The sequence below is a fragment of the Pseudomonas nitroreducens NBRC 12694 genome (genome assembly GCF_002091755.1).
Lineage (GTDB): Bacteria > Pseudomonadota > Gammaproteobacteria > Pseudomonadales > Pseudomonadaceae > Pseudomonas > Pseudomonas nitroreducens.
In genome coordinates, this window is sequence record NZ_BDAI01000002.1 from 300,758 (window position 1) to 321,996 (window position 21,239).

The 21,239-nt window shown below is 65.8% G+C and carries 23 protein-coding genes; 13 read left to right on the top strand and 10 right to left on the bottom strand.

The features are described from left to right. The first annotated feature begins 33 nt into the window (after window positions 1-33). Entirely contained in the window at window positions 34-1,368 is a 1,335-nt protein-coding gene (locus PNI01S_RS07260) for an MFS transporter (protein WP_084357705.1), read from the top strand. Here PNI01S_RS07260 and PNI01S_RS07265 read toward each other — a convergent pair. After that, window positions 1,365-2,249 (bottom strand): DMT family transporter, encoded by an 885-nt coding sequence (locus PNI01S_RS07265; protein WP_084357706.1) that lies wholly within the window; start codon window positions 2,247-2,249, stop codon window positions 1,365-1,367. The two genes, PNI01S_RS07260 and PNI01S_RS07265, sit on opposite strands and share 4 nt — an antisense overlap. Window positions 2,250-2,470: 221 nt before the next feature. Between PNI01S_RS07265 and PNI01S_RS07270 the strand changes: the two genes are divergently transcribed. After that, entirely contained in the window at window positions 2,471-3,220 is a 750-nt protein-coding gene (locus PNI01S_RS07270) for a substrate-binding periplasmic protein (protein WP_065086633.1), read from the top strand. Between the two features lie 45 nt (window positions 3,221-3,265). Here PNI01S_RS07270 and PNI01S_RS07275 read toward each other — a convergent pair whose 3' ends face one another. The 5 genes from PNI01S_RS07275 to PNI01S_RS07295 are packed head-to-tail and all read right to left on the bottom strand — an operon-like array spanning window position 3,266 to window position 6,685. Next, on the bottom strand, window positions 3,266-3,811 hold the full coding sequence (locus PNI01S_RS07275) for an arsinothricin resistance N-acetyltransferase ArsN1 family B (RefSeq protein ID WP_024762774.1): 546 nt from the start codon (window positions 3,809-3,811) through the stop codon (window positions 3,266-3,268). A 7-nt stretch (window positions 3,812-3,818) separates the two neighbouring features. Then, window positions 3,819-4,520 carry an arsenical resistance protein ArsH gene (gene arsH, locus PNI01S_RS07280; protein WP_024762775.1) on the bottom strand — a complete coding sequence of 234 codons (702 nt, stop codon included), beginning with the start codon at window positions 4,518-4,520 and terminating at the stop codon, window positions 3,819-3,821. Window positions 4,521-4,532: 12 nt separating this feature from the next. Next, window positions 4,533-5,003, bottom strand: coding sequence for an arsenate reductase ArsC (locus tag PNI01S_RS07285; RefSeq protein ID WP_024762776.1), 471 nt, complete (start codon window positions 5,001-5,003; stop codon window positions 4,533-4,535). Window positions 5,004-5,032: 29 nt separating this feature from the next. Next, on the bottom strand, window positions 5,033-6,316 hold the full coding sequence (locus tag PNI01S_RS07290) for an arsenic transporter (RefSeq protein ID WP_084357707.1): 1,284 nt from the start codon (window positions 6,314-6,316) through the stop codon (window positions 5,033-5,035). A 21-nt stretch (window positions 6,317-6,337) separates the two neighbouring features. Next, entirely contained in the window at window positions 6,338-6,685 is a 348-nt protein-coding gene (locus tag PNI01S_RS07295; protein WP_024762778.1) for a metalloregulator ArsR/SmtB family transcription factor, read from the bottom strand. A 175-nt stretch (window positions 6,686-6,860) separates the two neighbouring features. Between PNI01S_RS07295 and PNI01S_RS07300 the strand changes: the two genes are divergently transcribed. Together PNI01S_RS07300 and PNI01S_RS07305 are read left to right on the top strand one after the other, a co-directional pair. Then, window positions 6,861-7,526: a TetR/AcrR family transcriptional regulator gene (locus tag PNI01S_RS07300; RefSeq protein WP_084357708.1), complete on the top strand. Its 666-nt coding sequence runs from the start codon at window positions 6,861-6,863 to the stop codon at window positions 7,524-7,526. A 54-nt stretch (window positions 7,527-7,580) separates the two neighbouring features. Then, on the top strand, window positions 7,581-9,107 hold the full coding sequence (locus PNI01S_RS07305; protein WP_084357709.1) for an MDR family MFS transporter: 1,527 nt from the start codon (window positions 7,581-7,583) through the stop codon (window positions 9,105-9,107). A 22-nt stretch (window positions 9,108-9,129) separates the two neighbouring features. Here PNI01S_RS07305 and PNI01S_RS28615 read toward each other — a convergent pair whose 3' ends face one another. The 3 genes from PNI01S_RS28615 to PNI01S_RS07315 form a co-directional block, all read right to left on the bottom strand. Further along, a complete protein-coding gene (locus tag PNI01S_RS28615) occupies window positions 9,130-9,258 on the bottom strand; it encodes a hypothetical protein (protein WP_256576562.1) in 129 nt (42 codons plus the stop codon). Between the two features lie 92 nt (window positions 9,259-9,350). Next, window positions 9,351-10,637 carry a glycosyltransferase gene (locus PNI01S_RS07310; protein ID WP_024762781.1) on the bottom strand — a complete coding sequence of 429 codons (1,287 nt, stop codon included), beginning with the start codon at window positions 10,635-10,637 and terminating at the stop codon, window positions 9,351-9,353. 86 nt (window positions 10,638-10,723) lie between these two features. After that, complete coding sequence (locus PNI01S_RS07315) at window positions 10,724-11,656, bottom strand: GntR family transcriptional regulator (protein WP_037016097.1); 933 nt, start codon at window positions 11,654-11,656, stop codon at window positions 10,724-10,726. Window positions 11,657-11,855: 199 nt separating this feature from the next. Between PNI01S_RS07315 and PNI01S_RS07320 the strand changes: the two genes are divergently transcribed. The 9 genes from PNI01S_RS07320 (at window position 11,856) to PNI01S_RS07360 (ending at window position 20,467) form a co-directional block, all read left to right on the top strand. Next, entirely contained in the window at window positions 11,856-12,905 is a 1,050-nt protein-coding gene (locus PNI01S_RS07320) for a polyamine ABC transporter substrate-binding protein (RefSeq protein ID WP_017519222.1), read from the top strand. 89 nt (window positions 12,906-12,994) lie between these two features. Then, window positions 12,995-13,867: an ABC transporter permease gene (locus PNI01S_RS07325; protein ID WP_084357710.1), complete on the top strand. Its 873-nt coding sequence runs from the start codon at window positions 12,995-12,997 to the stop codon at window positions 13,865-13,867. Continuing rightward, window positions 13,860-14,663, top strand: a complete 804-nt coding sequence (locus tag PNI01S_RS07330) for an ABC transporter permease (RefSeq protein ID WP_024762784.1) — start codon at window positions 13,860-13,862, stop codon at window positions 14,661-14,663. The genes PNI01S_RS07325 and PNI01S_RS07330 overlap by 8 nt, the downstream gene beginning before the upstream one ends. Next, on the top strand, window positions 14,656-15,735 hold the full coding sequence (locus PNI01S_RS07335; RefSeq protein ID WP_024762785.1) for an ABC transporter ATP-binding protein: 1,080 nt from the start codon (window positions 14,656-14,658) through the stop codon (window positions 15,733-15,735). The genes PNI01S_RS07330 and PNI01S_RS07335 overlap by 8 nt, the downstream gene beginning before the upstream one ends. A gap of 31 nt (window positions 15,736-15,766) precedes the next feature. Beyond that, entirely contained in the window at window positions 15,767-17,071 is a 1,305-nt protein-coding gene (locus tag PNI01S_RS07340; protein ID WP_024762786.1) for a nucleotide disphospho-sugar-binding domain-containing protein, read from the top strand. Beyond that, window positions 17,064-17,429 (top strand): cupin domain-containing protein, encoded by a 366-nt coding sequence (locus tag PNI01S_RS07345; RefSeq protein WP_024762787.1) that lies wholly within the window; start codon window positions 17,064-17,066, stop codon window positions 17,427-17,429. The genes PNI01S_RS07340 and PNI01S_RS07345 overlap by 8 nt, the downstream gene beginning before the upstream one ends. A gap of 137 nt (window positions 17,430-17,566) precedes the next feature. Then, window positions 17,567-17,911 (top strand): cupin domain-containing protein, encoded by a 345-nt coding sequence (locus tag PNI01S_RS07350; protein ID WP_017519228.1) that lies wholly within the window; start codon window positions 17,567-17,569, stop codon window positions 17,909-17,911. A 4-nt stretch (window positions 17,912-17,915) separates the two neighbouring features. Next, window positions 17,916-18,968 (top strand): aminoglycoside phosphotransferase family protein, encoded by a 1,053-nt coding sequence (locus PNI01S_RS07355; RefSeq protein WP_024762789.1) that lies wholly within the window; start codon window positions 17,916-17,918, stop codon window positions 18,966-18,968. After that, window positions 18,965-20,467: an aldehyde dehydrogenase family protein gene (locus PNI01S_RS07360; RefSeq protein WP_038803180.1), complete on the top strand. Its 1,503-nt coding sequence runs from the start codon at window positions 18,965-18,967 to the stop codon at window positions 20,465-20,467. Before PNI01S_RS07355 ends, PNI01S_RS07360 begins: the two co-directional genes overlap by 4 nt. 4 nt (window positions 20,468-20,471) lie before the next feature. Here PNI01S_RS07360 and PNI01S_RS07365 read toward each other — a convergent pair whose 3' ends face one another. Then, window positions 20,472-21,068 (bottom strand): GNAT family N-acetyltransferase, encoded by a 597-nt coding sequence (locus PNI01S_RS07365; RefSeq protein ID WP_024762791.1) that lies wholly within the window; start codon window positions 21,066-21,068, stop codon window positions 20,472-20,474. Between the last annotated feature and the right edge of the window lie 171 nt (window positions 21,069-21,239).

The following is a 21,239-nucleotide window of genomic DNA, read 5'->3' on the forward strand; positions in this document are numbered from 1 at the left end:
TTCGTATTGCCACAAAAACAAGAGTGAACCGCCATGATCGACCACACGCCCGCCGCGCCGGGCTCGCGCTCGGCCTTTCGCACCTTCTGCGTCTCCGGCATGGGCACCGCGCTGGAGTTCTACGACTTCGTCATCTACGGCTACGCCGCCGCGCTGATCTTCCCGCAACTGTTCTTCCCTGGCATGGACCGGCTGACCGCCGTACTGGTGGCCTTCGCGGCCTTTGGAGCCGGCTTCTTCGCCCGGCCATTGGGCGGCGTGGTGTTCGGGCACCTGGGCGATCGTTATGGCCGGCAGAAGGCGCTGGTCGCCACCCTGGTGCTGATGGGCCTGAGCACCTTGCTGATCGGCTTCCTGCCGACCCACGCCAGCATCGGTGCCGCCGCGCCCGTCCTGTTGGTGTTGCTGCGCCTGGTGCAGGGTTTCGCCGCCGGTGGCGAGTGGGGCGGGGCGGCGCTGTTCGGCATTGAGGTCGCACCTGAAGGCCGCCGCGGCCTGTGGGGCAGCTTCACCAGCATGGGTATCGGCATCGGCGGCATCTTCGGTTCGGCGGTGTTCGCCATCGTCAGCTTCGCCTTCGACGATGACCTGAGCGGTATTGCCTGGCGCATTCCGTTCTGGCTCGGTGGCCTGCTGGTGCTGATCGGTCTCTACGCGCGCCTGCAGAACACCGCGCCGCAGCCCAAGGCCGCGCCGAAAGCCGAGGCGCGCATGCCGCTGATGGAAGCTTTCCGCCGCCGGCCGCGCGAGCTGTTGCTGTGCATCGGCATCGCCTTCGGTTACGTCACCATCGCCTACATCGGCAGCACCTTCTTCCTCGCCTACGCGACCGACATCGGCTACAGCAGCAGCCACGCCCTGCTGTTCGACTTCTCGCTGTCGGTGGCCATCGTCGCGTCCGCGCCGTTCTTCGGTCACTTATCGGACCGTTTCGGCAGGCGTGCAGTGATGATCTTCGGCGCGGCGATCATGGCGCTCGGGCTGTTCGCCTTCTTCCCGCTGATCGGCTTGCACAACCTGCCGCTGGCGATGCTGGCGTATATCGCCGTGGGCTTCTTCATGGGGGCGACCCAGGGGCCGATCCCGGCTTTCCTCGCCGAGCAGTTCCCGCGGGAGATGCGCTACTCGGGGATTTCCTTCAGCTACCAGATCGGCGCGGCACTGGGTGGCGGCACGGCCTCGAGCATCGCTACCGCCATTCTCATCGCTACCGGGCGCAACCCGTTCGGCGTCGCGCTTTACGGCGCGGCAGCGCTATTGCTGGTGGCGATCTGTTCCTGGCTGCTGCGCGAAACCTCGCATCTGCCGATGGAGCTGATCGACCGCGACGACGCCTCGCCGGGTGTCGCCCAGGCTCAGGTCGGTTAAGTCACGGCGCGGGCTTTGGTGCCGGGCACCAGGCCGAGCACCAGGGCGCAGCCGATCAGGATGATCAGCGCGCCCACGCCCTGCACCAGCGACAGGCTCTCGCCCAGCACCAGGGCGCCGATCAGGACGGCGACCACGGTGACGACGAACTCCACGCTGATGGTTCTGGTCGCGCCGATTCGCGAGACGAGCTGGAAGTAGACGACGTAGTTCACCGCGCTGAATATGCAGCCGCAGATCAGCAGGAAGAACACATCGATCGGTTGCGGCGTGCCGGGCACCGGCACCCAGATCAGCAAGGGCAGGGTCAGCAGGCCGCCGATCCCGAACGCGCCGCAGGTCACTTCCCAGGGGCCGGCGGTGCGCAGCTTCAGGCTGGCGTAATTGCTGCCGAAGGCCGCGCAGACGGCGCCGAACACGGAGGCTGCGCTGCCGAGCATGAACTCGTGGGTGATCGGCACCGCCGGGAAGCCCACCAGCAGCACCATGCCGAAGAAACCCAGCACCAGCCCGCCGAGGCCGCTCCAGGTGATGCGTTCCAGGCCCCAGAGGCGGCCGATGAGCATCGAGAACAGCGGAATCCCGGCGACGAAGATCGCTGCCATGGCGGTGCCGATGCGCGGGGTGGCGTAGGTCATGCCGATCAATTGCCCGGCCACCGTGGTGGCGCCAACCACGCACAGCGGCTTCCACATCCCTGCGAAGTTCAGCTGGCGCCCGGCCAGCCGTGCCACGGCGAACAGCGTGAAGCTGGCGATCAGCGCGCGGAAGCTGACCGCGCCAACCCAGCCGAAGCCGGCGATGGCCTTGAGCAGCACAAGGAAGGACAGCCCCCAGCCGACGGCGAGGAACAGGTAGGCGGCAAGGTCGCGCGGTTGCATACGACTTCGGTGGCACAAGGCAGCAGGGGCCGCCAAAGCGTGGCAGCGAATGCCGCTATCTTGCCGGTCGCGCTTGACGCTTGGGAAGGCAGCACGCCGAGGTTTTCCGCCTGCCTGTGCCGCCCTGCGCTGGCGGTGGCGGCGCCAGGTGGCTGGTACTATGATTTTCAGCTCCTCACTTCAGCACGTCGCTGTCCTGCCACTCCCGCCAAGCGAGCCTTGTGAAGCCTTCGACCATCTGTGCAGCCTTGCTCTGTTCATTGCTCAATGCCGGGGCCTGGGCAGGGGACTATCGGGTCGTCACCGAAGAGTGGGCGCCTTACAACTACGTCGAGAACGGCCAGCTCACCGGCATGGCGACGGACATCGTCAAGGCCATCATGGGGCTGACCGGCGATGATTTCGCGATCGAGCTGTTGCCCAGCATGCGCACCAGCCTGGCCCTGCAGTCGCAGCCGAAGACCATCATGTTTTCCATGTTCCGCACGCCGGCGCGCGAGCCGCTGTACAAATGGGTAGGCCCGATCGTCGAAGAGTCGATCCATCCCTATCAGTTGGCCAATGCGCGCCAGCCGGCGAATACCCTGAGCGACCTGCGGGGCGCTCCGCGCATTACCACCCGGCATGCCGGGCTGGTTCCGGAGACATTGGAGGCCATGGGCTTCGACAATCTCGACAAGCGCGCCACCGGAAGCCCGCAGCTCTATCTCATGTTGCTAGCCGGGCGTACCGACATCATCGTCGGCGACACCGATGCCGGCGTCGCGTATTACAGCCGCCAGTTGGGCCTGTCGCCCGGCACATTGCGCCAGGTGCCGGTCGAGCTGTTTCGCTCCACGCTCTACATCGCCTTCAGCCGCGACAGCGACGACCAGCGAGTCGCCGCCTGGAGTCGCGCGCTGGAGCGGTTGCGCGAGTCCGGCGAGCTGGCGCGCATTCAGCGTCGATACGAGAGCCCGGACCTGCAGTGAGATCGTCCGGGTACTTGCGTCGCGCCTTGTCCGTGTGCGGGAGGCTCAGCCCGCGATGTCCCGATACGGACGTGGCTCGCCGGGGGACTGGCTCGGCGGGCCAAGCTCAAGACGCCAGTAGCCCACGTCGTGCCATTGGCCGAGCTTGAAACCGACCTGCGGGAAGGTGCCGACATGCTGGAAACCCAACCGCTCATGCAGGCCGACACTGGCTGCATTGGGCAGGGCAATGCCGGCATAGGCGGCGGTGAATCCCTGCCTGGCCAGGATGGGGAGCAGCTCGGCATAGAGGCTGCGGCCCACACCCGAGCGCCGCTCGCTCTCCGCGATGTAGACCGTGACATCCACTGCCCATCGATAAGCAGCGCGCGCCCGGTGCTGGCTCGCATAGGCGTAGCCGGCCATGCGCCCATCGCGTAACGCAACCAGGTACGGGTAAGTCTGCAGGGTCGTGCAGATCCTCTGCCGAATCTCTGCGGCACTCGGCGGCACCTCTTCGAAGGAGATCGCCGTTCCACTCACGATCGGCGCGTAGATGGCCTGGATTGCTGGTGCATCCTCGGGGCGCGCCTCCCTGATTTCGCTGGGCATGGTCACCTCAGATCGAGCGCTGATTCACACGGGCGGACAGCTGCTCGGCATTCTCCTTGCGCTCCGAATAACGATCCACCAGGAACTCCTGGCGATCCCGCAGCAGCAGGGTGAACTTCACCAGCTCCTCCATGACGTCGACCACGCGGTCGTAGTACGCCGAGGGCTTCATCCGGCCCGCCTCGTCGAACTCCAGGTAGGCCTTGGGAACCGAGGACTGGTTGGGGATGGTGAACATGCGCATCCAGCGGCCAAGGACGCGCAACTGGTTGACCACGTTGAACGACTGCGAGCCGCCGCAGACCTGCATCACCGCCAGCGTCTTGCCCTGGGTGGGGCGCACGGCGCCGAGGGCCAGGGGGATCCAGTCGATCTGTGCCTTGAACACCGCCGAGAGTGCGCCGTGGCGTTCCGGCGAGCACCAGACCTGGCCCTCCGACCACCGCACCAGGTCACGCAGTTCCTGCACCTTCGGATGCTCCACCGGCACATCGTCCGGCAGCGGCAGGCCTGAGGGATTGAAGATGCGCGTCTCGGCACCGAAGTGCTGCAGCAGCCGTGCGGCTTCCTCCACCAGCAGGCGGCTGAAGGAGCGCTCGCGCGTCGATCCGTAAAGCAGCAGGATGCGCGGTTTGTGCTCGCTGGCATCGGCGGCGGCTGGTAGCGGATCGATCAGCGACAGGTCGAGGTTGGGCAGTTGTTCGGACATGTGTCCTCCTGATCAAAGGGCGCCGATACGATCCAGCTCGCGCTTGAGTTCGTCGCGGCCGAGGGTGGCGAAGGGCAGGGCGAAGAAGGCGCGGCAGCGCAGTTCGATGCGCGCCAGCGTGGCGCGGAAGGCGGCGTCGATCGCGGCCTCGTCACCCTCGGCATCCGATGGATCTTCCAGCCCCCAGTGGGATTTCACTGCCGGGCCGAAGTAGACCGGGCACGCCTCGCCGGCGGCCTTGTCGCAGACGGTGACGACGATATCCGGCGGGTTGCCTTCGAAGGCGTCGTTGCCCTTGCTGCTCAGGCCTTCGGTAGAGATGCCGGCCTGCTCCAGGGTGGCGAGGCTGCGGGGCAATACCTGGCCCTTGGGAAAACTGCCGGAGCTGACCGCCTCGAAGCCTTCGGGCGCCAGGTGATTGAACAGCGCCTCGGAGAGGATGCTGCGGCAGCTGTTGGCCGTGCACATGAACAGGACTCGCATGGAAGGCTCCTCCGCTTCTGGGCGGGACGTCAGAGGCTCAGGCGCAACGCCAGGGCCGAAAGGGTGATCAGCAGAACCGGCAAGGTCAGGAGGATGCCGACCTTGAAGTAGTAACCCCAGGTAATCCGCACGCCCTTGCGTTCCAGCACATGCAGCCAGAGCAGCGTGGCGAGGCTGCCGATGGGGGTGATCTTCGGGCCGAGATCGCAGCCGATGACGTTGGCGTAGATCATCGCCTCGCGCACCAGGCCTTCCGCGCCGCTGGCCTGGATCGACAAGGCGCCGACCAGCACGCTGGGCATGTTGTTCATCACCGAGGACAGCAGCGCCGAGAGCAGGCCGGTGCCGAGGGCGGCGACCCACAGCCCCTGTTGGGCAAGACGGTCGAGCAACTGGGCAAGGAAGTCCGTGAGGCCGGCGTTCTTCAAGCCGTAGACCACCAGGTACATGCCGAGGGAAAAGATCACTACCTGCCAGGGCGCTTCGCGCAGTACACGGCGGGTGGAGATGCGCTGGCCGCGGGCGGCGACAGCGAAGAGGAGCGCGGCACAGGCGGCGGCCACGGCGCTGATCGGGATGCCCAGCGGCTCCAGGGCGAACAGGCCGACCAGCAACGCCAGCAGCGTCCACCAGCCGACGATGAAGGTGGCGCGGTCATGGATGGCGGCCTTGGGTTCCTTCAGCGCATGGAGCGCGTACTGCCTCGGGATGTCGCGGCGGAAGTACAGAAACAGCACCAGCAGGGTGGCGGCAATGCTGGCAAGACTCACCGGCAGCATCACCGAGGCGTATTCGGCGAAGCCCAGGCCGAAGTAATCCGCCGAAACGATGTTCACCAGGTTGGACACCACCAGCGGCAGGCTTGCGGTGTCGGCGATGAAGCCGGCGGCCATGACGAAGGCCAGGGTCGCGGCGGGGGAGAAGCGCAGGGCGAGCAGCATCGACATGACGATGGGCGTGAGGATCAGGGCCGCACCATCATTGGCGAACAGCGCCGAAACGGCCGCGCCGAGCAGCACGCAGAAGGCGAACAGGCGATGACCGCTGCCGTTGGCCCAGCGCGCCACGTGCAGTGCGGCCCACTCGAAGAAGCCGGCCTCATCCAGCAGCAGGCTGATGACGATGACCGCGATGAAGGTGGCGGTGGCGTTCCAGACGATGGCCCAGACGACCGGGATGTCGTGCAGCGAAACCGCGCCGGCGGCCAGGGCGATGATCGCACCCAGGGCGGCGCTCCAGCCGACGCCAAGGCCCCTGGGCTGCCAGATGACCAGAACGAGGGTGAAGATGAAGACTGCAATGGCGACCAGCATGGAGGATTCGCTCGGTGGGGATCAGCAGCAGGCGGCGTCACGGACGGGTCGGCCGTCCATGTTCTGCAGGCGCAGGGTGTTGTCGGCCAGCCACTGCCCGTTGGCCAGCAGGGTGACCTGCAGCATGTCGTGCACCCAGGTGGGTAGGTCGGGGTTGAGGCGGTAATACACCCACTGCCCCTGGCGGCGATCCAGCAGCAGGCCGCTGCTGCGCAGTTGTGCCAGGTGGCGGCTGATCTTCGGCTGGCTGTCGTCCAGCGCGCACATCAGCTCGCAGACACACAGTTCGCCCAGGCTGGCGATGAGCAGGGTGGCGCGAGCGCGGGTCTCGTCGGCCAGACACTTGAAGACGTCGGGTGGGGTAATCATGGCGCTGCCTAAATATATGGAAAATCGAATATACGTATTTCCATATATTAAGCGCAAGCCCCACGAAGCCTGATCCCGGCGGAGAGGGCAGTTCATCGTATTTTCTAAATTTAAATTGAATTTAGATTTAACCTGCTTCAGGCTTCCTGGCACTGTCCGCTGTTCAGGAATAATCATGGCCTCCCGCGAAGCTCGAAAAGATGGTGAAGCGACCCGCCTGCGCATCCTTGAAGCCGCCGGCGAACTTTTCGCGACGCTCGGCTTCGGCGAAACCAGCAACAAGGCCGTCGCCGCCAAGGCGGAGGTCGACCTGGCGTCGATCAACTACCACTTCGGCAGCCGCAACGGTCTCTATCAGGCCGTGCTGGGGGAGGCCCGTCGACGCTTTCTCGACATCGCCGACCTGCAGCGGATCATCCAGGGCGAGCAGGCGGCGCCGGACAAGTTGTTTGCGCTGACCGAACTGGTTGTGCGCAAGGCCGCGCGCGGGAGGGAGAGCTGGCACCTGCGGGTGCTCGCTGCCGAAGCCCTGGCGCCCAGCAGCCACGGTCAGGAGTTTCTGCACCCCGAAAAGGCGCTGAAGCTGACGTTGCTCAAGCAACTGTTCAGCGAGATTACCGGGATCCCCCCCGAAGATCCCACATTGGTGCCCTGCATCCTCAGCGTCACGGCGCCATGGGCGATGCTGCTGATCGGGCCTCGTGGAGGGCATGGCGCCCTGCGCGACATTCTCGACATGCCGGGTCCTGTGGTCGTCGCCCAGCTCTACAGCTTCACCCTGGCCGGCCTGCAGGAAGTGGGGCGGCAGCATCGCCAGCGTGCACTCTGCGCGGGCGAATGAGCCGACTCCATTCCTTCCCTGTCCCACGCCACCTCATCTCATCAGGTCCGCCCCATGCAAACGGCCTCCGAAAAAAGCCTGGCCACGAAGCTGAGCCCCCCGGACGACGCTCAGGCGACGCAGCCGTCCATTCCACTGTTGCTGGCGGCGTTGCTGCTGGTGATGTTCCTCGCGGCGCTGGACCAGACCATCGTGTCCACCGCGCTGCCCACCATCGTCGGCGAACTGGGCGGCCTGCACCTGTTGTCCTGGGTGGTGACCTCCTACCTGCTGGCCTCCACGGTCGTGGTCCCGCTGTATGGCAAATTCGGCGACCTGTACGGCCGCAAGCTGGTGCTGCAGACCGCCATCTTACTGTTCCTGGCGGGCTCGGCGCTCTGCGGGCTGGCGCAGAACATGACCCAGCTGATCCTCCTGCGCGCGCTGCAGGGCCTGGGCGGCGGTGGCTTGATGGTGGTGGCGATGGCGGCCATCGGCGACGTCATTGCGCCGGCCGAGCGTGGTCGCTACCAGGGGCTGTTCGGTGGCGTATTCGGCCTCGCCACGGTGGTCGGTCCGCTGGTGGGCGGCTTCCTGGTCGAGCAGTTGTCCTGGCGCTGGATCTTCTACATCAACCTGCCGCTGGGCCTGCTCGCCCTGCTGGTGATCGGCAGCGCGTTCAAGCCCCACGTCGCGCGGGTGAAACACGTCATCGACTACTTTGGCGCCTTCTTCCTGACCCTGGCCCTGGCTTCGCTGGTGTTGATCACCAGCCTGGGCGGCAGCACGCTCGAGTGGACCTCGATCGACATCCTGTGCCTGTCGCTCTTCGCCGTTGTCGGTGTGATCGGCTTCGTCCACGAGCAGCGCATCGCGGCGGAACCGATCCTGCCGCTGCACCTGTTCCGCCACCGGACCTTCGTGCTCGCCGGGCTGATCGGGTTCACCGTCGGTGTTTCGCTGTTCGGCTCGGTGACCTTCCTGCCGCTCTACATGCAGGTGGTCAAGGACGCCACGCCGACCAGTGCGGGCCTGCAGATGCTGCCCCTGATGGGTGCGATGCTGATCGTCTCGGCTATTACCGGTCGCCTGATCAGCCGCTGGGGGCGTTACCGGGTCTTCCCCATTCTTGGCACACTGCTGCAGGTCGTCGCTCTGGCGTTGCTGAGCCGTCTGGACCTGCAATCGTCGATGTTGCAGATGAATCTCTACATGGCCTTGCTCGGCGCCGGGCTGGGCATGGTGATGCAGGTCCTGATCCTGGCGGTGCAGAACAGCGTCGAATTTCGCCACATGGGCGTGGCGACCTCCGGGGCGACCCTGTTCCGCTCCATCGGCGGCTCCATTGGCGTCTCGGTGTTCGGCGCATTGTTCTCTCACGAGCTGATGAGTCGGCTCGTGAGTGCCTTCCCGGCCAGCGTCGGCTCACCGGCCAACCTGTCGCCGGCCGCTGTGCATGCCTTGCCCGCAGCGTTGCGGCAGGCTTACCTGGAAGCCTTTTCCGGATCGATGCACTGGGTCTTCCTGGTGGCGTGCATGGTCAGCGCCGTGGCCTTCGCGCTGTCGTGGCTGCTGCAGGAAGTACCACTGCGCAAAGCCTGAAGACGCCTGGGTCACCGGTCCTTCACCGGGTGTCCGGCCCAGGTTCCGGGCGAGTTGGCGGCGCCGGAGAGGCGTCGAAATCCTCGCTGCGCAGTGGGCGAAGTTGCAGGGAGTCGCCGAGCAGGGCTGGCTGGTCATTGAAGCTTGTCATGCCTGGTTCCAGGGACATGGAGCCAGGCTTATGGGGCGACCGGAAACTTGCACAGAGCCAATGGCACGTCCTTGCACGGTGCCATTGGCCGCTTAGTCGCTGCAGATGCCAAGAATCGCCCGCGCGGCCGACGCTGTGCCGCGCGAGGCCTGCATCTGTTCGCGTACGCTGGTCAGCCGTTGCTGCATCGCCTTGTCGCAGAGCAGGTCGGCCAGTGCGCCGGGCAGCGCCGCCAGCGGGTTTTCGAAGCGCGGCAGGTAGCGCGCCACGCCCACTTCCTCGGCGCGCCGGGCGTTGTCATGGCCGTCCCAGCAGTAGGGGATGATCACCGACGGCAGGCCGAAATACAGTGCCTCGCAGAAGCTGTTGTTGCCGCCGTGATGGATGAACAACTGGCATTCGCGCAGCACGGCCGGTTGCGGGTACCAGCTGTCGAGGTAGACGTTGTCGGGCACGCTGTCGTAGTGCTCGCGGTAGGCGCCGACGTTGATCAGGAAGCGGTAGGGCAGTTGCGCGACGGCATCGATCAGCTTGCGCATCATCTCGATATCGGCCGCGCCGAGGCTGCCGAAACTCACATAGATCAGCGCAGCATCGTCGTGCCGCGGGAACTGCGGCGGGATATACGGCGCCTCGCTGCGCACGCAGCCGTCGAGGTACAGATAGCGCTCGGCCGGCAGCGGATTCTGGCGCTCGTAGCGCACCGGTGTGGGTGAGAGCAACAGGTTGAGCCAAGGCGAATCTTCGAGGAATTGGCCGGCGGGCAGGGCAGGGTGACCGCACTCGGCGAGGAAGCGGGCGAAGCGTTCGTGCGCCGGCTTTGTCGCTTGCAGGTAGTGTTCGCGGTAGGTGGCGCAGGCTTGTGGATCGCTGCTGCTGGCGCCGGACAGGTAGGGCGGCACCGCGGGGTCGGGTAGTTCGGTTTCCGCGCAGGAGATCATCCGCACCCAGGGACAGCCGGCGGCGGAGATGGCCGGGAAGCTGACCACGTTGTCCAGCACGATGGCATCGGGCTTGAGCCGGGCGAGCAACTGCTGCAGCGGTTTTTCCGATTCGATGGCGGTATCGATGATGGCTTCCCAGGCCGGCGCCACGTAGCTGTCGATCTGCGCCAGGGGCGGCTGGTCGAAGTAGGGCACGTTGCGCTCGATGAAGCGCTCCCAGTAATGCTGGTGGTCGGCGGCGGAGAGCGGCGAGTCCAGTTGCAGCGGGTACTCGGCGAAGCCGTACTCGGCGAAGATGCCCTGGAAATGCGCATGGCAGATGAACACCGGGCGTGCGCCGAGTTCGCGCAGGGCCTGGGCGATGCCGATGCAGTTCAGCGCGGCGCCGAAACTGGCCTCGGGGAAGAAGGCGATGGTTCTTGTTCTTTGCGTCATGGGCACATCCGGGTGTTGCTCACGGGCACTGCGTGAAACTGATACTGCATTTTTTCGTTAAAAAAAACACTGTGTGAGAAAAATAATCAGCGACGCCCCTGGGCGAACGACTGTGGAATCCCGCGGTTGGCGGTCTGCGGGCGTTGCGCGAAGGACAGCCGCAGGTGCAGGCGCATCAGGTCGGCGGCGACTTCCAGCTGGCCGCGCTCGATCTGCTCGATGATTCGCAGGTGCTCGCGCAGGGCTTCCTGCAGGCGGTGCACGCTGACCATCGGCAGCAGGTTGGGCAGGCGCCGCAGACGCTGGTGCTGCAGCAGAGCGTCGCCGACGAAACGGTTGCCGCAGCCCTGGGCGATCAGCTCGTGGAAGCCGATGTCCAGCTCGCGGAACTGGGCCACGTCGAAGCGCTCGATGGGCGCCGCCAGCAGTTCCTCCATGGCCCCGCGCAGCAGGGCGAGGCGCGCCAGGTCTGGCTCGAAGCCGGGGGCGAGGAGGGCTTCGGGTTCGAGGATCAGCCGATAGCGCAGGCTGTCTTCCAGCGCTGCGAGGTTGTTCAGCAACGGGCGGAACGACCAGCTCTGCCCGGCGCCGCGCTCCAGCACCTGGTCCTCGCTGAGTTGCGCCAGGACCTTCTGTGCCGCGACTCGGCCGATGTCGTAGCGGCGCATCAGCTCGCTGGCGCTCAGGCTGTTGCCCAGGCGACCGGCCATGCGATCCCTCAGTACCGAGGCGGCCAGGGCTTCTTCCTCGGCCTGGGGCAATGCCGAGCCGAGCACCTGGGCGGACGGATCGGCGGCGAGGCGATAGCCCTTGCCCGGCTCGTGGGCCACCAGTTGCTGCTCCTGCAGCAGGTCGAGCCCGGCGCGGATCAGCGTGCGCGACACGCCGAAGGTGCGCGCCAGTTGCTGCTCGGACAAGGCGTCGCCATCGGCGAGACCGGTGTCCTGGGCATGCTCGATGATCCGCCGGGCCAGTTCCAGGTGGTTGGTGCGCGGTCTTTTCTCGGTGTCCTTGCTCAAGCGGCTTCTCTCCGGCAGGCGTCGCAGGCTTGTGGGCGCGGGGCGCCCCCTTATGCCACAGCGAGGAGGGTCCAACAAGAATGCAAGAAATGGTTGACTTCGCCAGTGGTTCAGTTTTTATTTTGAAAAAAAGACATGTAGTACGCTTTTCGTTCCGCTGCCGTTGACACACAAAAACAACCATCGTCAGGTGCGCAAGATGAAGCTGAAGACCATGCTCTACGCAGGGGCAACCCTCGCGCTCACGCTGTCCGCCACCACGGCCAGCGCCAAGGATCTGGTGATCTCCATCTGGGACGGCTACATGGCCCCGGACAACCTGGAGAAGTTCCAGAAGGCCACAGGCCTTGAAGCCGACAAATCCCTCCACGCCACCAACGAAGAAATCATGGGCAAGCTCATGGCTTCCGGTGGCGAAGGCTATGACGTGGTGTTCGTCTCTTCGCCCTTTGCCGAGATCCTGCACAAGCAGGGCCTGCTCGCCGAGATCGATCCGGCCAAGGTTCCGAACCTGAAGAATCTCTACCCCGAAGCGCAGAAGCTCGAGTACGACGTCGGCAACCACTTCTCCGTGCCCTACACCTGGGGCACCACCGGCATCTGCTACCGCTCGGACAAGGTCAGCCCGGCGCCTTCGAGCTGGAGCGACCTGCTCAAGCCCTCCGACGCCCTCAAGGGCAAGACCACCATGCTGGCCACCGACCGCTGGCTGCTCGGCGCCGGCTTCCTCGCCAACGGCTGGTCGGTGAACGACGGCAACCCGGACCAGATCAACGCGGTGCGCGACCAGTTGATCGCCACCAAGAAGCGCCTGCTGTCCTTCGACGACACCACCTTCTACTCCAAGCTGGCTTCGGGCGAGGCGCTGATGGCCCACGCCTGGGATGGCTGGTGCAACTACGGCACCCAGGCCAACGAGTCGATCAAGTTCGTCGTGCCCAAGGAAGGTTCCGACCTCTGGGTGGACACCATGGTCGTGCTGAAAAGCTCGAAGAACCCCGACGCCGCCTACCGCTTCATCAACTACATGCTGGAGCCGGCGAACCACGCCTGGGTCGCGGAGAACATCCTCTACAAGGTGCCCAACCAGGCGGCGATGGCGACCCTGAAGCCGGACCTGCTGGCCAAGTACCCCAACCTCACCACCACGCCGGCCGAGCTGGTCAAGCAGCAACAACTGCGTGACGTGGGTGGCTCGACGCAGAAGGCGTACACCCGCGCCGTAACGGAAATCATGGCCGCGCAGTAAGGCCGATGGGGCGTCGCACTGGCGCCCCGCAATTCTCTCCGGAATAACCCTGAAGCACCCCGCCTGGCGTGGGGTTGGGGGAACTACGCATGACCGCTTTATCCGCCGACCGCAAATTGTCGGCCTGGCTGCTCGCGCCCGGTCTGGGCTGGCTGGCCCTGTTCCTGCTGCTGCCGTGCCTGCTGGTGTTGGTCTACAGCTTCCTCGAGCGCGGTGCCTACGGCGGCATCGACTACGTGTTCACCTGGGAAAACTACCGCCGCGCGGTGGACCCGCTGTACCTCGACATCCTCCTGCGCTCGGCGAAGATCGCCGGCCTGGCCATGCTGTTCGCGGTGATCATCGGCTACCCGGCGGCCTACGCCATCACCCGCACCACGCCGCGCCGGCAGGCGGTGTACCTGTTCCTGGTGATGCTGCCGTTCTGGAGCAACTACCTGATCCGCACCTACGCCTGGATCGTCCTGCTCAACCGCGAAGGCCTGCTCAACCGCCTGTTCAGCCTGCTGGGCTACAGCGGCGAGCCGATCAGCCTGCTCTACACCGACGCCACCGTGGTGCTCGGGCTGGTCTACAACTACATCCCCTTCGTCATCCTCGCCATCTACAGCTCGCTGTCGCGCATCGACAATGAGCTCTGGGAAGCCTCGCGGGACCTTGGCGCGTCCGGCTGGACCACTTTTCGCCGGGTGATCCTGCCGCTCTCGGTGCCCGGCGTGGCGGCCGGCGCGGTGTTTGTCTTCGTGCTCTCCATCGGCAACTTCATCACCGCCGACCTGCTGGGCGGCAAGCAGGTGCAGATGGTCGGCAACCTGATCTACGCACAGTTCCTTACCGCGCGGGACTGGCCGTTCGGCGCGGCGCTGAGCTTCTTCCTGATCGGCATCATGCTGCTCCTGCTGTTCATCCAGGCCATGGTCTCGCGCCGGGCCCAGGGCGCGGAGGGCGAACGCCATGCGTAATCCCTCCGGCATTGCCCTCGGCACGCACCTGTGGCTGGTGTACGCCTTCCTCTATGTACCGATCCTGGTGCTGATCCTGCTGTCGTTCAACGCCAGCGGCCTGCCCACCGCGTGGGGCGGCGCATCGCTGAAGTGGTACGCCAAGCTGCTGGCCAATGCCTCGATCCAGCACGCGGCGCTGAACACGCTGATCGTTGCACTGACCTCCACCTTCATCGCCTGCGTGCTCGGCACGTTGCTCGCTCTCGGCGTGGAGATGCGCGCCCGCAGCAGCGGCAAGAAGGGCAGCAACATCGCCGACACCCTGCTGATGGCGCCGATGATCATCCCCGACATCGTCCTGGCCATCGCGCTGCTGAGCTTTTTCAACCTGCTGAAGATGAGCCTGGGGCTGCACTCGATCATCCTCAGCCACGTGGTGTTCAACATCGCCTTCGTCTGCGCGGTGGTGCGTACCCGCCTCAAGCACTTCGACTATTCGATCCTCGAAGCGTCCATCGACCTGGGCGCCGGCTGGTTCACCACCGCGCGCCGGGTGCTGCTGCCGGCAATCTTCCCCGGCGTGCTGGCCGGCGGGCTGCTGGCGTTCACCCTGTCGGTGGACGAATTCATCATCGCTTTCTTCAACTCCGGCTCCGGCAGCGCCTCCACCACGCTGCCGATGCAGATCTATTCGATGATCCGCTTCGGCGTGACCCCGGAAATCAACGCCCTCGCCACCCTGGTGATGCTGGTCAGCTTCACCGCGCTGTTCGCCTCCCAACGTCTGAACAAGGTGCCCAAAGCCCATGACTAAGTCATCCGACCTGCTCGTGCTGGAGCAGGTGAGCAAATCCTACGGCGAGGGCCTGACGGCGGTGGACCAGGTGTCCCTGGCGATCCGCGAGAACGAGTTCTTCGCGCTGCTCGGCCCGTCCGGCTGCGGCAAGACCACCCTGATGCGGATGATCGCCGGCTTCGAGACGCCCAGTTCCGGCGCCATCTATCTCAACGGCCAGGACATCTCGCCGCTGCCGCCGAACAAGCGCCCGCTGAACCTGATGTTCCAGTCCTACGCGCTGTTCCCCAACATGACCGTGCGCGGCAACATCGCCTACGGCCTGGAGATGGAGAAGCTGCCCGCTGGCGAAATCCGCCAGCGCGTCGACGCGGTGCTGGACACCGCGCAGCTCGGCCCGCTGGCCAACCGCCGGCCGGACCAACTCTCCGGCGGCCAGCGCCAGCGCGTCGCCCTGGCCCGCGCCTTGGTCAAACGCCCGCGCGTGCTGCTGCTGGACGAACCCCTCGGCGCGCTGGACAAGAAGCTGCGCGAGAAGATGCAGCTGGAACTCAAGCGCCTGCAGCACGAGAGCGGCATCACCTTCATCATGGTCACCCACGACCAGGAAGAAGCCCTGGTGATGTCCGACCGCATGGCCGTGCTGCGGGACGGCAAGGTCTGCCAGTGCGGCAGCCCCAGCGAACTCTACGAGAACCCGGGCAGCCGCTTCGTCGCCGACTTCATCGGCGTCAGCAACCTGATCGAGGGCCGGCGCGTGGGCACCAATCGCCTGCAGGCCGGCGACCAGGTGCTGAGCATCGAGACCACCGCCGAGTCCAGCCCCGAGAGCGTGACCCTCGCGCTGCGCCCGGAGCGCCTGCGCGTGCTGACCGATGCCACGCCTGCCACTGACAACCAGATCCAGGGCCAGGTGGCGGAGGTCGCCTACCACGGTCTGGACACCAACCTGCACGTGAACACGGCGCTGTCGAGCAAGCCGCTGATCGTCCGCGTGCCGTCCTCGGACTACGACTTCCTCCGCCTCGCCGCCGGCATGCCGGTGCGCCTGGGCTGGGATGCGCGGCACGGCCGCGTGCTGACTCACTGATTGCCAAGAACAAGACCTACAGGAGAGCACCATGAGTAGTGAACGCAAGGTCATCGCCTTCTTCCCCGAGGCCGCCTACGGCCCGGCCCTCAACTCCGTCGGCATCGCCCAGGCCTGCGAGGCGCTGGGGCACAAGGCGGTGTTCCTCACCGATCCGGGGATGACCGGAGTGTATTCTGCCTACGGCTTCGAGGAGCACTACGTGAACATGTCCGAGCCGATGCCGGCCGAGGAGATGGCGCGCTACTGGACCGACTTCATCAACGGCCACATCCCCAACTTCCGCAAGGCGCCGATCGACCAGCTCGACAACTACGTGAAGGAGTGCTGGGAGGCCATCGTCTCCACAGCCAAGTGGGCGCAGAAGGAGCTGCCGGCGATCCTCGACAGGATCAAGCCGGACCTGATCTGCGTGGACAACGTGATCCTCTTCCCGGCCATCAAGCACTACGGCAAGCCGTGGGTGCGGATCATCTCCTGCTCGGAGAACGAGGTGCACGACCCGGATATTCCGCCGTATCTGTCGGGCATGAGCGTGGACGACAAGGAGGGCCACGCGCGCTTCCAGAAACGCTTCGAGGAGGTGATCGCGCCGATCCACGCCGACTTCAACGACTTCCTCGCCCAGTGTGGCGAGCGACCGTACCCGCTGGGCACCTTCTTCGAAGAGTCGCCCTACATGAACCTGTTGCTGTACCCGGACCCGGTTAAGTTCCAGCGCCGCCATCCGCTGCCGGCGCGGCAGTTCCACTACCTGCAGGGTTGCGTGCGCACCGACAAGCCCTACGAGATTCCGCAGTTCAAGGCGCACAACGACAAGCCGCTGCTGTACGTCAGCTTCGGCAGCCTCGGCTCGGGCGATGTCGACCTGCTCAAGCGCCTGGTCACCGCTATCGGCAAGCTGCCGTACCGCGCGCTGTTCAATGTCGGCGAGCACGTGGAGAAATACGACGACCTGCCGGACAACGTGATCGTTTCCAACTGGTACCCGCAGCCCTCGGTGATCGCTCAGGTCGACGGGGTGATCCACCACGGCGGCAACAACAGCTTCACCGAGTGCCTGTTCTTCGGTAAGCCGGCCATCGTCATGCCCTACGTCTGGGACGGCCACGACAACGCCATGCGTGCCCAGGAAAGCGGCCACGGCCTGCGCATGGACCGCTACGACTGGAGCGAGGAAGACCTGGCGCGCAACATTGCCCAACTGCTCGGCGATGACCTGATGAAAGAGCGCCTGGCGCGCACCAGCGACTACATGCGCTCGCGCAAGGGCCCGGAAGACGCCGCGCGCATCCTCGACCAACTGATGGGTGGCAAGGCGGTGAGCCATGGCTGAGTTCAAGGCCGACAGCACGGCGCCGCACATTCGCGGCGCCCGCGAGTACGACGACCTGGTGGACTGGGGCGTGCAGTCCGATGCGCTGGAGGGCGTCTCGCACTCCAGCGGGCGCCTGCTGTTCAAGGGGCCGAACAACAGTCCCGAGACCGGTCTGTGGGTCTGTACCCCCGGCCGCTGGCGGCTGTCGATCCCGCGCGACGAGCTCTGCCATTTCGTTGCCGGCCGCGCCACCTACCGCTCCGACGAGGGCGAAGTGATCGAGGTCGAGCCCGACACCCTGGTGCTGTTCCCGGCCGGCTGGACCGGCGAATGCACCGTGCACACCACACTCCGCAACCTCTACATGTTGGCGTGATTTCGTAGGGCGCATAACGCCTCAAGCGTTATCCGCCATCGACCTTGCGCCGAAGCTGTCGGCGGATAACCGCAAGCGGTTATTCGCCCTACGCCTTAACCGGCTGCCCGTGCGGGTGGCCATCGCTGGAGAAAGACATGAAAACCCCCGTTATCCATCGCCCGCTGCAAGTCACCGAACTCAAGGACTGGGGCGTGATCCCGACCATGCTCGAGGGCGAGTCCCACGTCAGCGGCGTGGTCCTGCACAAGGGGCCCGAAGGCCAGTCCGAATGCGGCATCTGGCATTGCACGCCGGGCAAGTGGTTCTGCCACGTGACCAGCGACGAGTTCTGCCACTTCCTCGAAGGCCGCTGCACCTACGTGCACGAGTCCGGCGAGGTGATCGAGATCGAGCCGGACACCGCGGCCTTCTTCCCCAAGGACTGGAAGGGCGTGTGCACCGTGCACGAGACCATCAAGAAGGTCTACATGATCCGGTGATGCCATGAACCTGCCTTGTGAAACCACCCGCGCCGCTGCCCGCGAGACCTTTCTCGCCGGCAGCGGCCTGGCCGGAGAGACGCTGACCGCGCTACCGGCCGACGCCTCGGCGCGGCGCTATTTCCGGGTCGACGGCAAGGGTCTGCTGCTGATGGATTCGCCACCCGGCGCCGAGCCGCTGGCGCCGTACCTGCGGGTGGCACAACTGCTGCGCGACTGCGGGCTGTCGGCGCCGAACGTGCTGGCCGCCGACCGTGAGCTGGGCCTGGCGCTGATCGAGGACTTCGGTGACGCCACCTATACCCGGCTGTTCGCGGCCGGCCACAGCGAGACGGCGCTGTACCGTCTTGCCGTGGACGCCCTGGTGCGCCTGCACCGCGCCGGCCCGCAAGCGGCCGAGGGCGTGCCGGCCTACGACGGGCAGAAGCTGGGCGAGGAAGCGGCGCTGTTCATCGATTGGTACGCGCCGCTGCTCATCGGCGAGAAGGCCGCCGCGCAATTGCGCGAACGCTATCTGGCCGAGTTCGCCGCGCTCTGGCGAGACGCCTCGATGCGCCGCGAAGTACTGGTGCTGCGCGACTATCACGTCGACAACCTGATGCTGCTGGAGGGCAGGGAGGACGTGGCGGCCTGCGGGTTGCTGGACTTCCAGGACGCGCTGTTCGGCGCGCCGGCCTATGACCTTATGTCCCTGCTCGAAGACGCGCGCCGCGACATTCCCGAAACGCTGCGCGTGACCCTGCTCACCCATTACCTCGGCCAGCGCCCGGAAGTGGACGGCCGGCGCTTCCTGGCCGACTTCCAGGTGCTCGCCGCACAGCGCCACGCCAAGGTGCTGGGCATCTTTGTGCGCCTGGCCAGGCGCGATGGCAAGCACGGCTATCTCAAGCACCTGCCGCGCGTACTGCGGCTGTTCCAGCGCGCGCTGGATAACGAGCAGCTGCGCCCGCTGGCAGCGCTGCTCGACTCTCACTTGCCGAACTGGCGCCAGCCGCTGGAGAGCGACGTGATCGCCCAGCGCCTGGCTTCATCCGAATCCCTGCGGAGCATTCCATGACCGACTTCCACAGCGACGTGCCCCTGCGCTTCATCGGCCCTCACTACCAGGGCGTGGCCACGCAGCGCCTGCGCGACATCATCAATCCCGCTGACCTCACGCCCGTGGGCCGCATTGCCCTGTGCGATGCCGAGGATGTGGACGCCACCATCGACGCCGCCAACGCTGCCCAGCGCGAGTGGAAGCGTGTCGATGCGAAATCCCGCGCGGCGATCCTTCACCAGTTGGCCAACGCCATCGAGACCGACCAGGCGACCCAGCGCGAAGTGGCGCGGCTGATGACGCTGGAGATGGGCAAGCCGTTCCCCGAGGCCATGGGCGAGCTGGCCAACTGCGCGCCGATCTTCCGCTACTACGCCGAGATGGCCCGCGACGAGGCCGGCAAGGTAGCCGGCACCACCCAGCTCGGGTCGTTCCAGCATGTGCGCTACGAACCCTATGGCGTCAGCGTGCACATCATGCCGTTCAACTTCCCCATCCTGCTGATGTGCTGGACCCTGGCAGCCTCGCTCGCGGCGGGCAACGCCTGCATCGTCAAGCCGGCGGAAAGCACCACGCTGTGCACGCTGAAATTCATGGAGCACTTCAAGGTGCTGCCGGCGGGGATGGTCAGCTGCGTGCCGGGCGATGCCAGCACCGCGCAGCGTCTGGTGCAGTCCGAGCGTACCCACGCCGTGGCCTTCACCGGCAGCGTCGCCGCCGGCAAGGCGGTGGCGGTGGCCTGTGCCGAACGGATGAAGCCGGCGGTGATCGAGGCCGGCGGCAGTGACCCGATGATCATCTCCCGCCACGCACCGCTGGAAGTCGCGGCGGCCGGCGCAGTGACCGCGGCGTTCCACCTGAGCGGGCAGATCTGCACCTCGGCGGAGCGCTTCTATGTGGTCGACGAAGTGCATGACGAGTTCGTTGCGCGTTTCGCCGAGCGGACTCGCGCGTTGCGCATCGGTCACGGGCTGGAGCGCTCAGAGATCGGCCCGATGGTCAGCGAAGCGGCACGCGCCAAGGTGATTCGCCTGGTGGACGACGCCATCGCCAAGGGTGCCACGCTGGTCTGCGGCGGGCGCATTCCGCCGCAATTCCCGGTGGGCTGGTACTACGAACCGACCATCCTCACCGACGTCACCCCGGCGATGGCCATCTTCCACGAGGAGTGCTTCGGCCCGGTGGCGGCGATCTGCAAGGTGAAGGATTTCGATGAGGCCGTGCGCCTGGCCAATGACTCGCCCTTCGGCCTGGGCGCCTCGCTGTTCTCCACGGACCTGGCCGAAGCCATGGAAGCGGCGGACCGCCTGGAGGCGGGGATGGTCTGGGTGAACAATCCGCTGATCGACAACGATGCGCTGCCGTTCGGCGGCTGGAAGATGTCCGGCATGGGCCGCGAACTCGGTCGCCAGGGGCTGGATGCGTTCCGCCGCTCGAAGATGGTGATCATCGACCACCAGCCGCAGATTCATTCCTGGTGGTACCCCTACAGCGACGAGGTGTTCTACCAGGGCTGATCCTTCAAGCCGAGGTGCGGCCCAGCCTTTGCTGCAGCCGCGCCTTCACCTCGGACCACTCGCTGTCGATGATGCTGAAACGCACCGAGTTGCGCTTGCGGCCGTCGGGCATGATGCGTTCGTGACGGACGATGCCTTCCTGCACAGCGCCCAGGCGCAGGATGGCGGCGCGGGATTTCTCGTTCAGCTCGTCGGTGGTGAACTGCACGCGCACGCAATCGAGCTGCTCGAAGGCGTAGGTGAGCAACAGGAGCTTGGCCTCGGTGTTGATCGGTGTGCGCTGCGCCGACAGGGCGAGCCAGGTGTGGCCGATCTCCAGCTTGCGGTTGGCTCGGTCGACCTTCCAGAAGCGCGTGCTGCCGACGATCTTTCCACTGCGCCGGTCAAGGATGGCGAAGGGCAGGACGGTTCCTTCCTCCAGGCCCTTTTCGGCCTTGGCGATATAGCCCGCGACCGTGTCCGGCCCGGGTACCACGGTGACTTTCAGGTTCCACAGTTCGCCATCGGCGGCTGCGTCTAGCAGGGCCTGCGCGTGTTCGGCGCGCAGGGGGAGGAGTTCGACGTGGTCGCCGATCAGGTGGGGACAGGTGAGGGCGTGCATGCTGTGCGGCTCTTCAGGACGAGGCTACAGCCTACCGGATGCCACGCGGTTTTCGTAGGAGCGAGGGGGACGCCGGGGCCTTGCTCGTGAACCGGCGCGATATGTGGATCGCCGCTGAATCCGTTTGCGAGCAGGCTCCACCGTACGGCGGATAACGCTGAAGCGCTATGC

Bases quoted from the DNA above. Each gene is read 5' to 3' on its own strand.
- PNI01S_RS07260 (WP_084357705.1), top strand. From the start codon at position 34: ATGATCGACCACACGCCCGCCGCGCCGGGCTCGCGCTCGGCCTTTCGC.
- PNI01S_RS07265 (WP_084357706.1), bottom strand. From the start codon at position 2,249: ATGCAACCGCGCGACCTTGCCGCCTACCTGTTCCTCGCCGTCGGCTGG.
- PNI01S_RS07275 (WP_024762774.1), bottom strand. From the start codon at position 3,811: ATGCCCAGCGAAATCAGGGAGGCGCGCCCCGAGGATGCACCAGCAATC.
- arsH (WP_024762775.1), bottom strand. From the start codon at position 4,520: ATGTCCGAACAACTGCCCAACCTCGACCTGTCGCTGATCGATCCGCTA.
- PNI01S_RS07285 (WP_024762776.1), bottom strand. From the start codon at position 5,003: ATGCGAGTCCTGTTCATGTGCACGGCCAACAGCTGCCGCAGCATCCTC.
- PNI01S_RS07290 (WP_084357707.1), bottom strand. From the start codon at position 6,316: ATGCTGGTCGCCATTGCAGTCTTCATCTTCACCCTCGTTCTGGTCATC.
- PNI01S_RS07295 (WP_024762778.1), bottom strand. From the start codon at position 6,685: ATGATTACCCCACCCGACGTCTTCAAGTGTCTGGCCGACGAGACCCGC.
- PNI01S_RS07300 (WP_084357708.1), top strand. From the start codon at position 6,861: ATGGCCTCCCGCGAAGCTCGAAAAGATGGTGAAGCGACCCGCCTGCGC.
- PNI01S_RS07305 (WP_084357709.1), top strand. From the start codon at position 7,581: ATGCAAACGGCCTCCGAAAAAAGCCTGGCCACGAAGCTGAGCCCCCCG.
- PNI01S_RS28615 (WP_256576562.1), bottom strand. From the start codon at position 9,258: ATGACAAGCTTCAATGACCAGCCAGCCCTGCTCGGCGACTCCCTGCAA.
- PNI01S_RS07310 (WP_024762781.1), bottom strand. From the start codon at position 10,637: ATGACGCAAAGAACAAGAACCATCGCCTTCTTCCCCGAGGCCAGTTTC.
- PNI01S_RS07320 (WP_017519222.1), top strand. From the start codon at position 11,856: ATGAAGCTGAAGACCATGCTCTACGCAGGGGCAACCCTCGCGCTCACG.
- PNI01S_RS07325 (WP_084357710.1), top strand. From the start codon at position 12,995: ATGACCGCTTTATCCGCCGACCGCAAATTGTCGGCCTGGCTGCTCGCG.
- PNI01S_RS07330 (WP_024762784.1), top strand. From the start codon at position 13,860: ATGCGTAATCCCTCCGGCATTGCCCTCGGCACGCACCTGTGGCTGGTG.
- PNI01S_RS07335 (WP_024762785.1), top strand. From the start codon at position 14,656: ATGACTAAGTCATCCGACCTGCTCGTGCTGGAGCAGGTGAGCAAATCC.
- PNI01S_RS07340 (WP_024762786.1), top strand. From the start codon at position 15,767: ATGAGTAGTGAACGCAAGGTCATCGCCTTCTTCCCCGAGGCCGCCTAC.
- PNI01S_RS07345 (WP_024762787.1), top strand. From the start codon at position 17,064: ATGGCTGAGTTCAAGGCCGACAGCACGGCGCCGCACATTCGCGGCGCC.
- PNI01S_RS07350 (WP_017519228.1), top strand. From the start codon at position 17,567: ATGAAAACCCCCGTTATCCATCGCCCGCTGCAAGTCACCGAACTCAAG.
- PNI01S_RS07355 (WP_024762789.1), top strand. From the start codon at position 17,916: ATGAACCTGCCTTGTGAAACCACCCGCGCCGCTGCCCGCGAGACCTTT.
- PNI01S_RS07360 (WP_038803180.1), top strand. From the start codon at position 18,965: ATGACCGACTTCCACAGCGACGTGCCCCTGCGCTTCATCGGCCCTCAC.
- PNI01S_RS07365 (WP_024762791.1), bottom strand. From the start codon at position 21,068: ATGCACGCCCTCACCTGTCCCCACCTGATCGGCGACCACGTCGAACTC.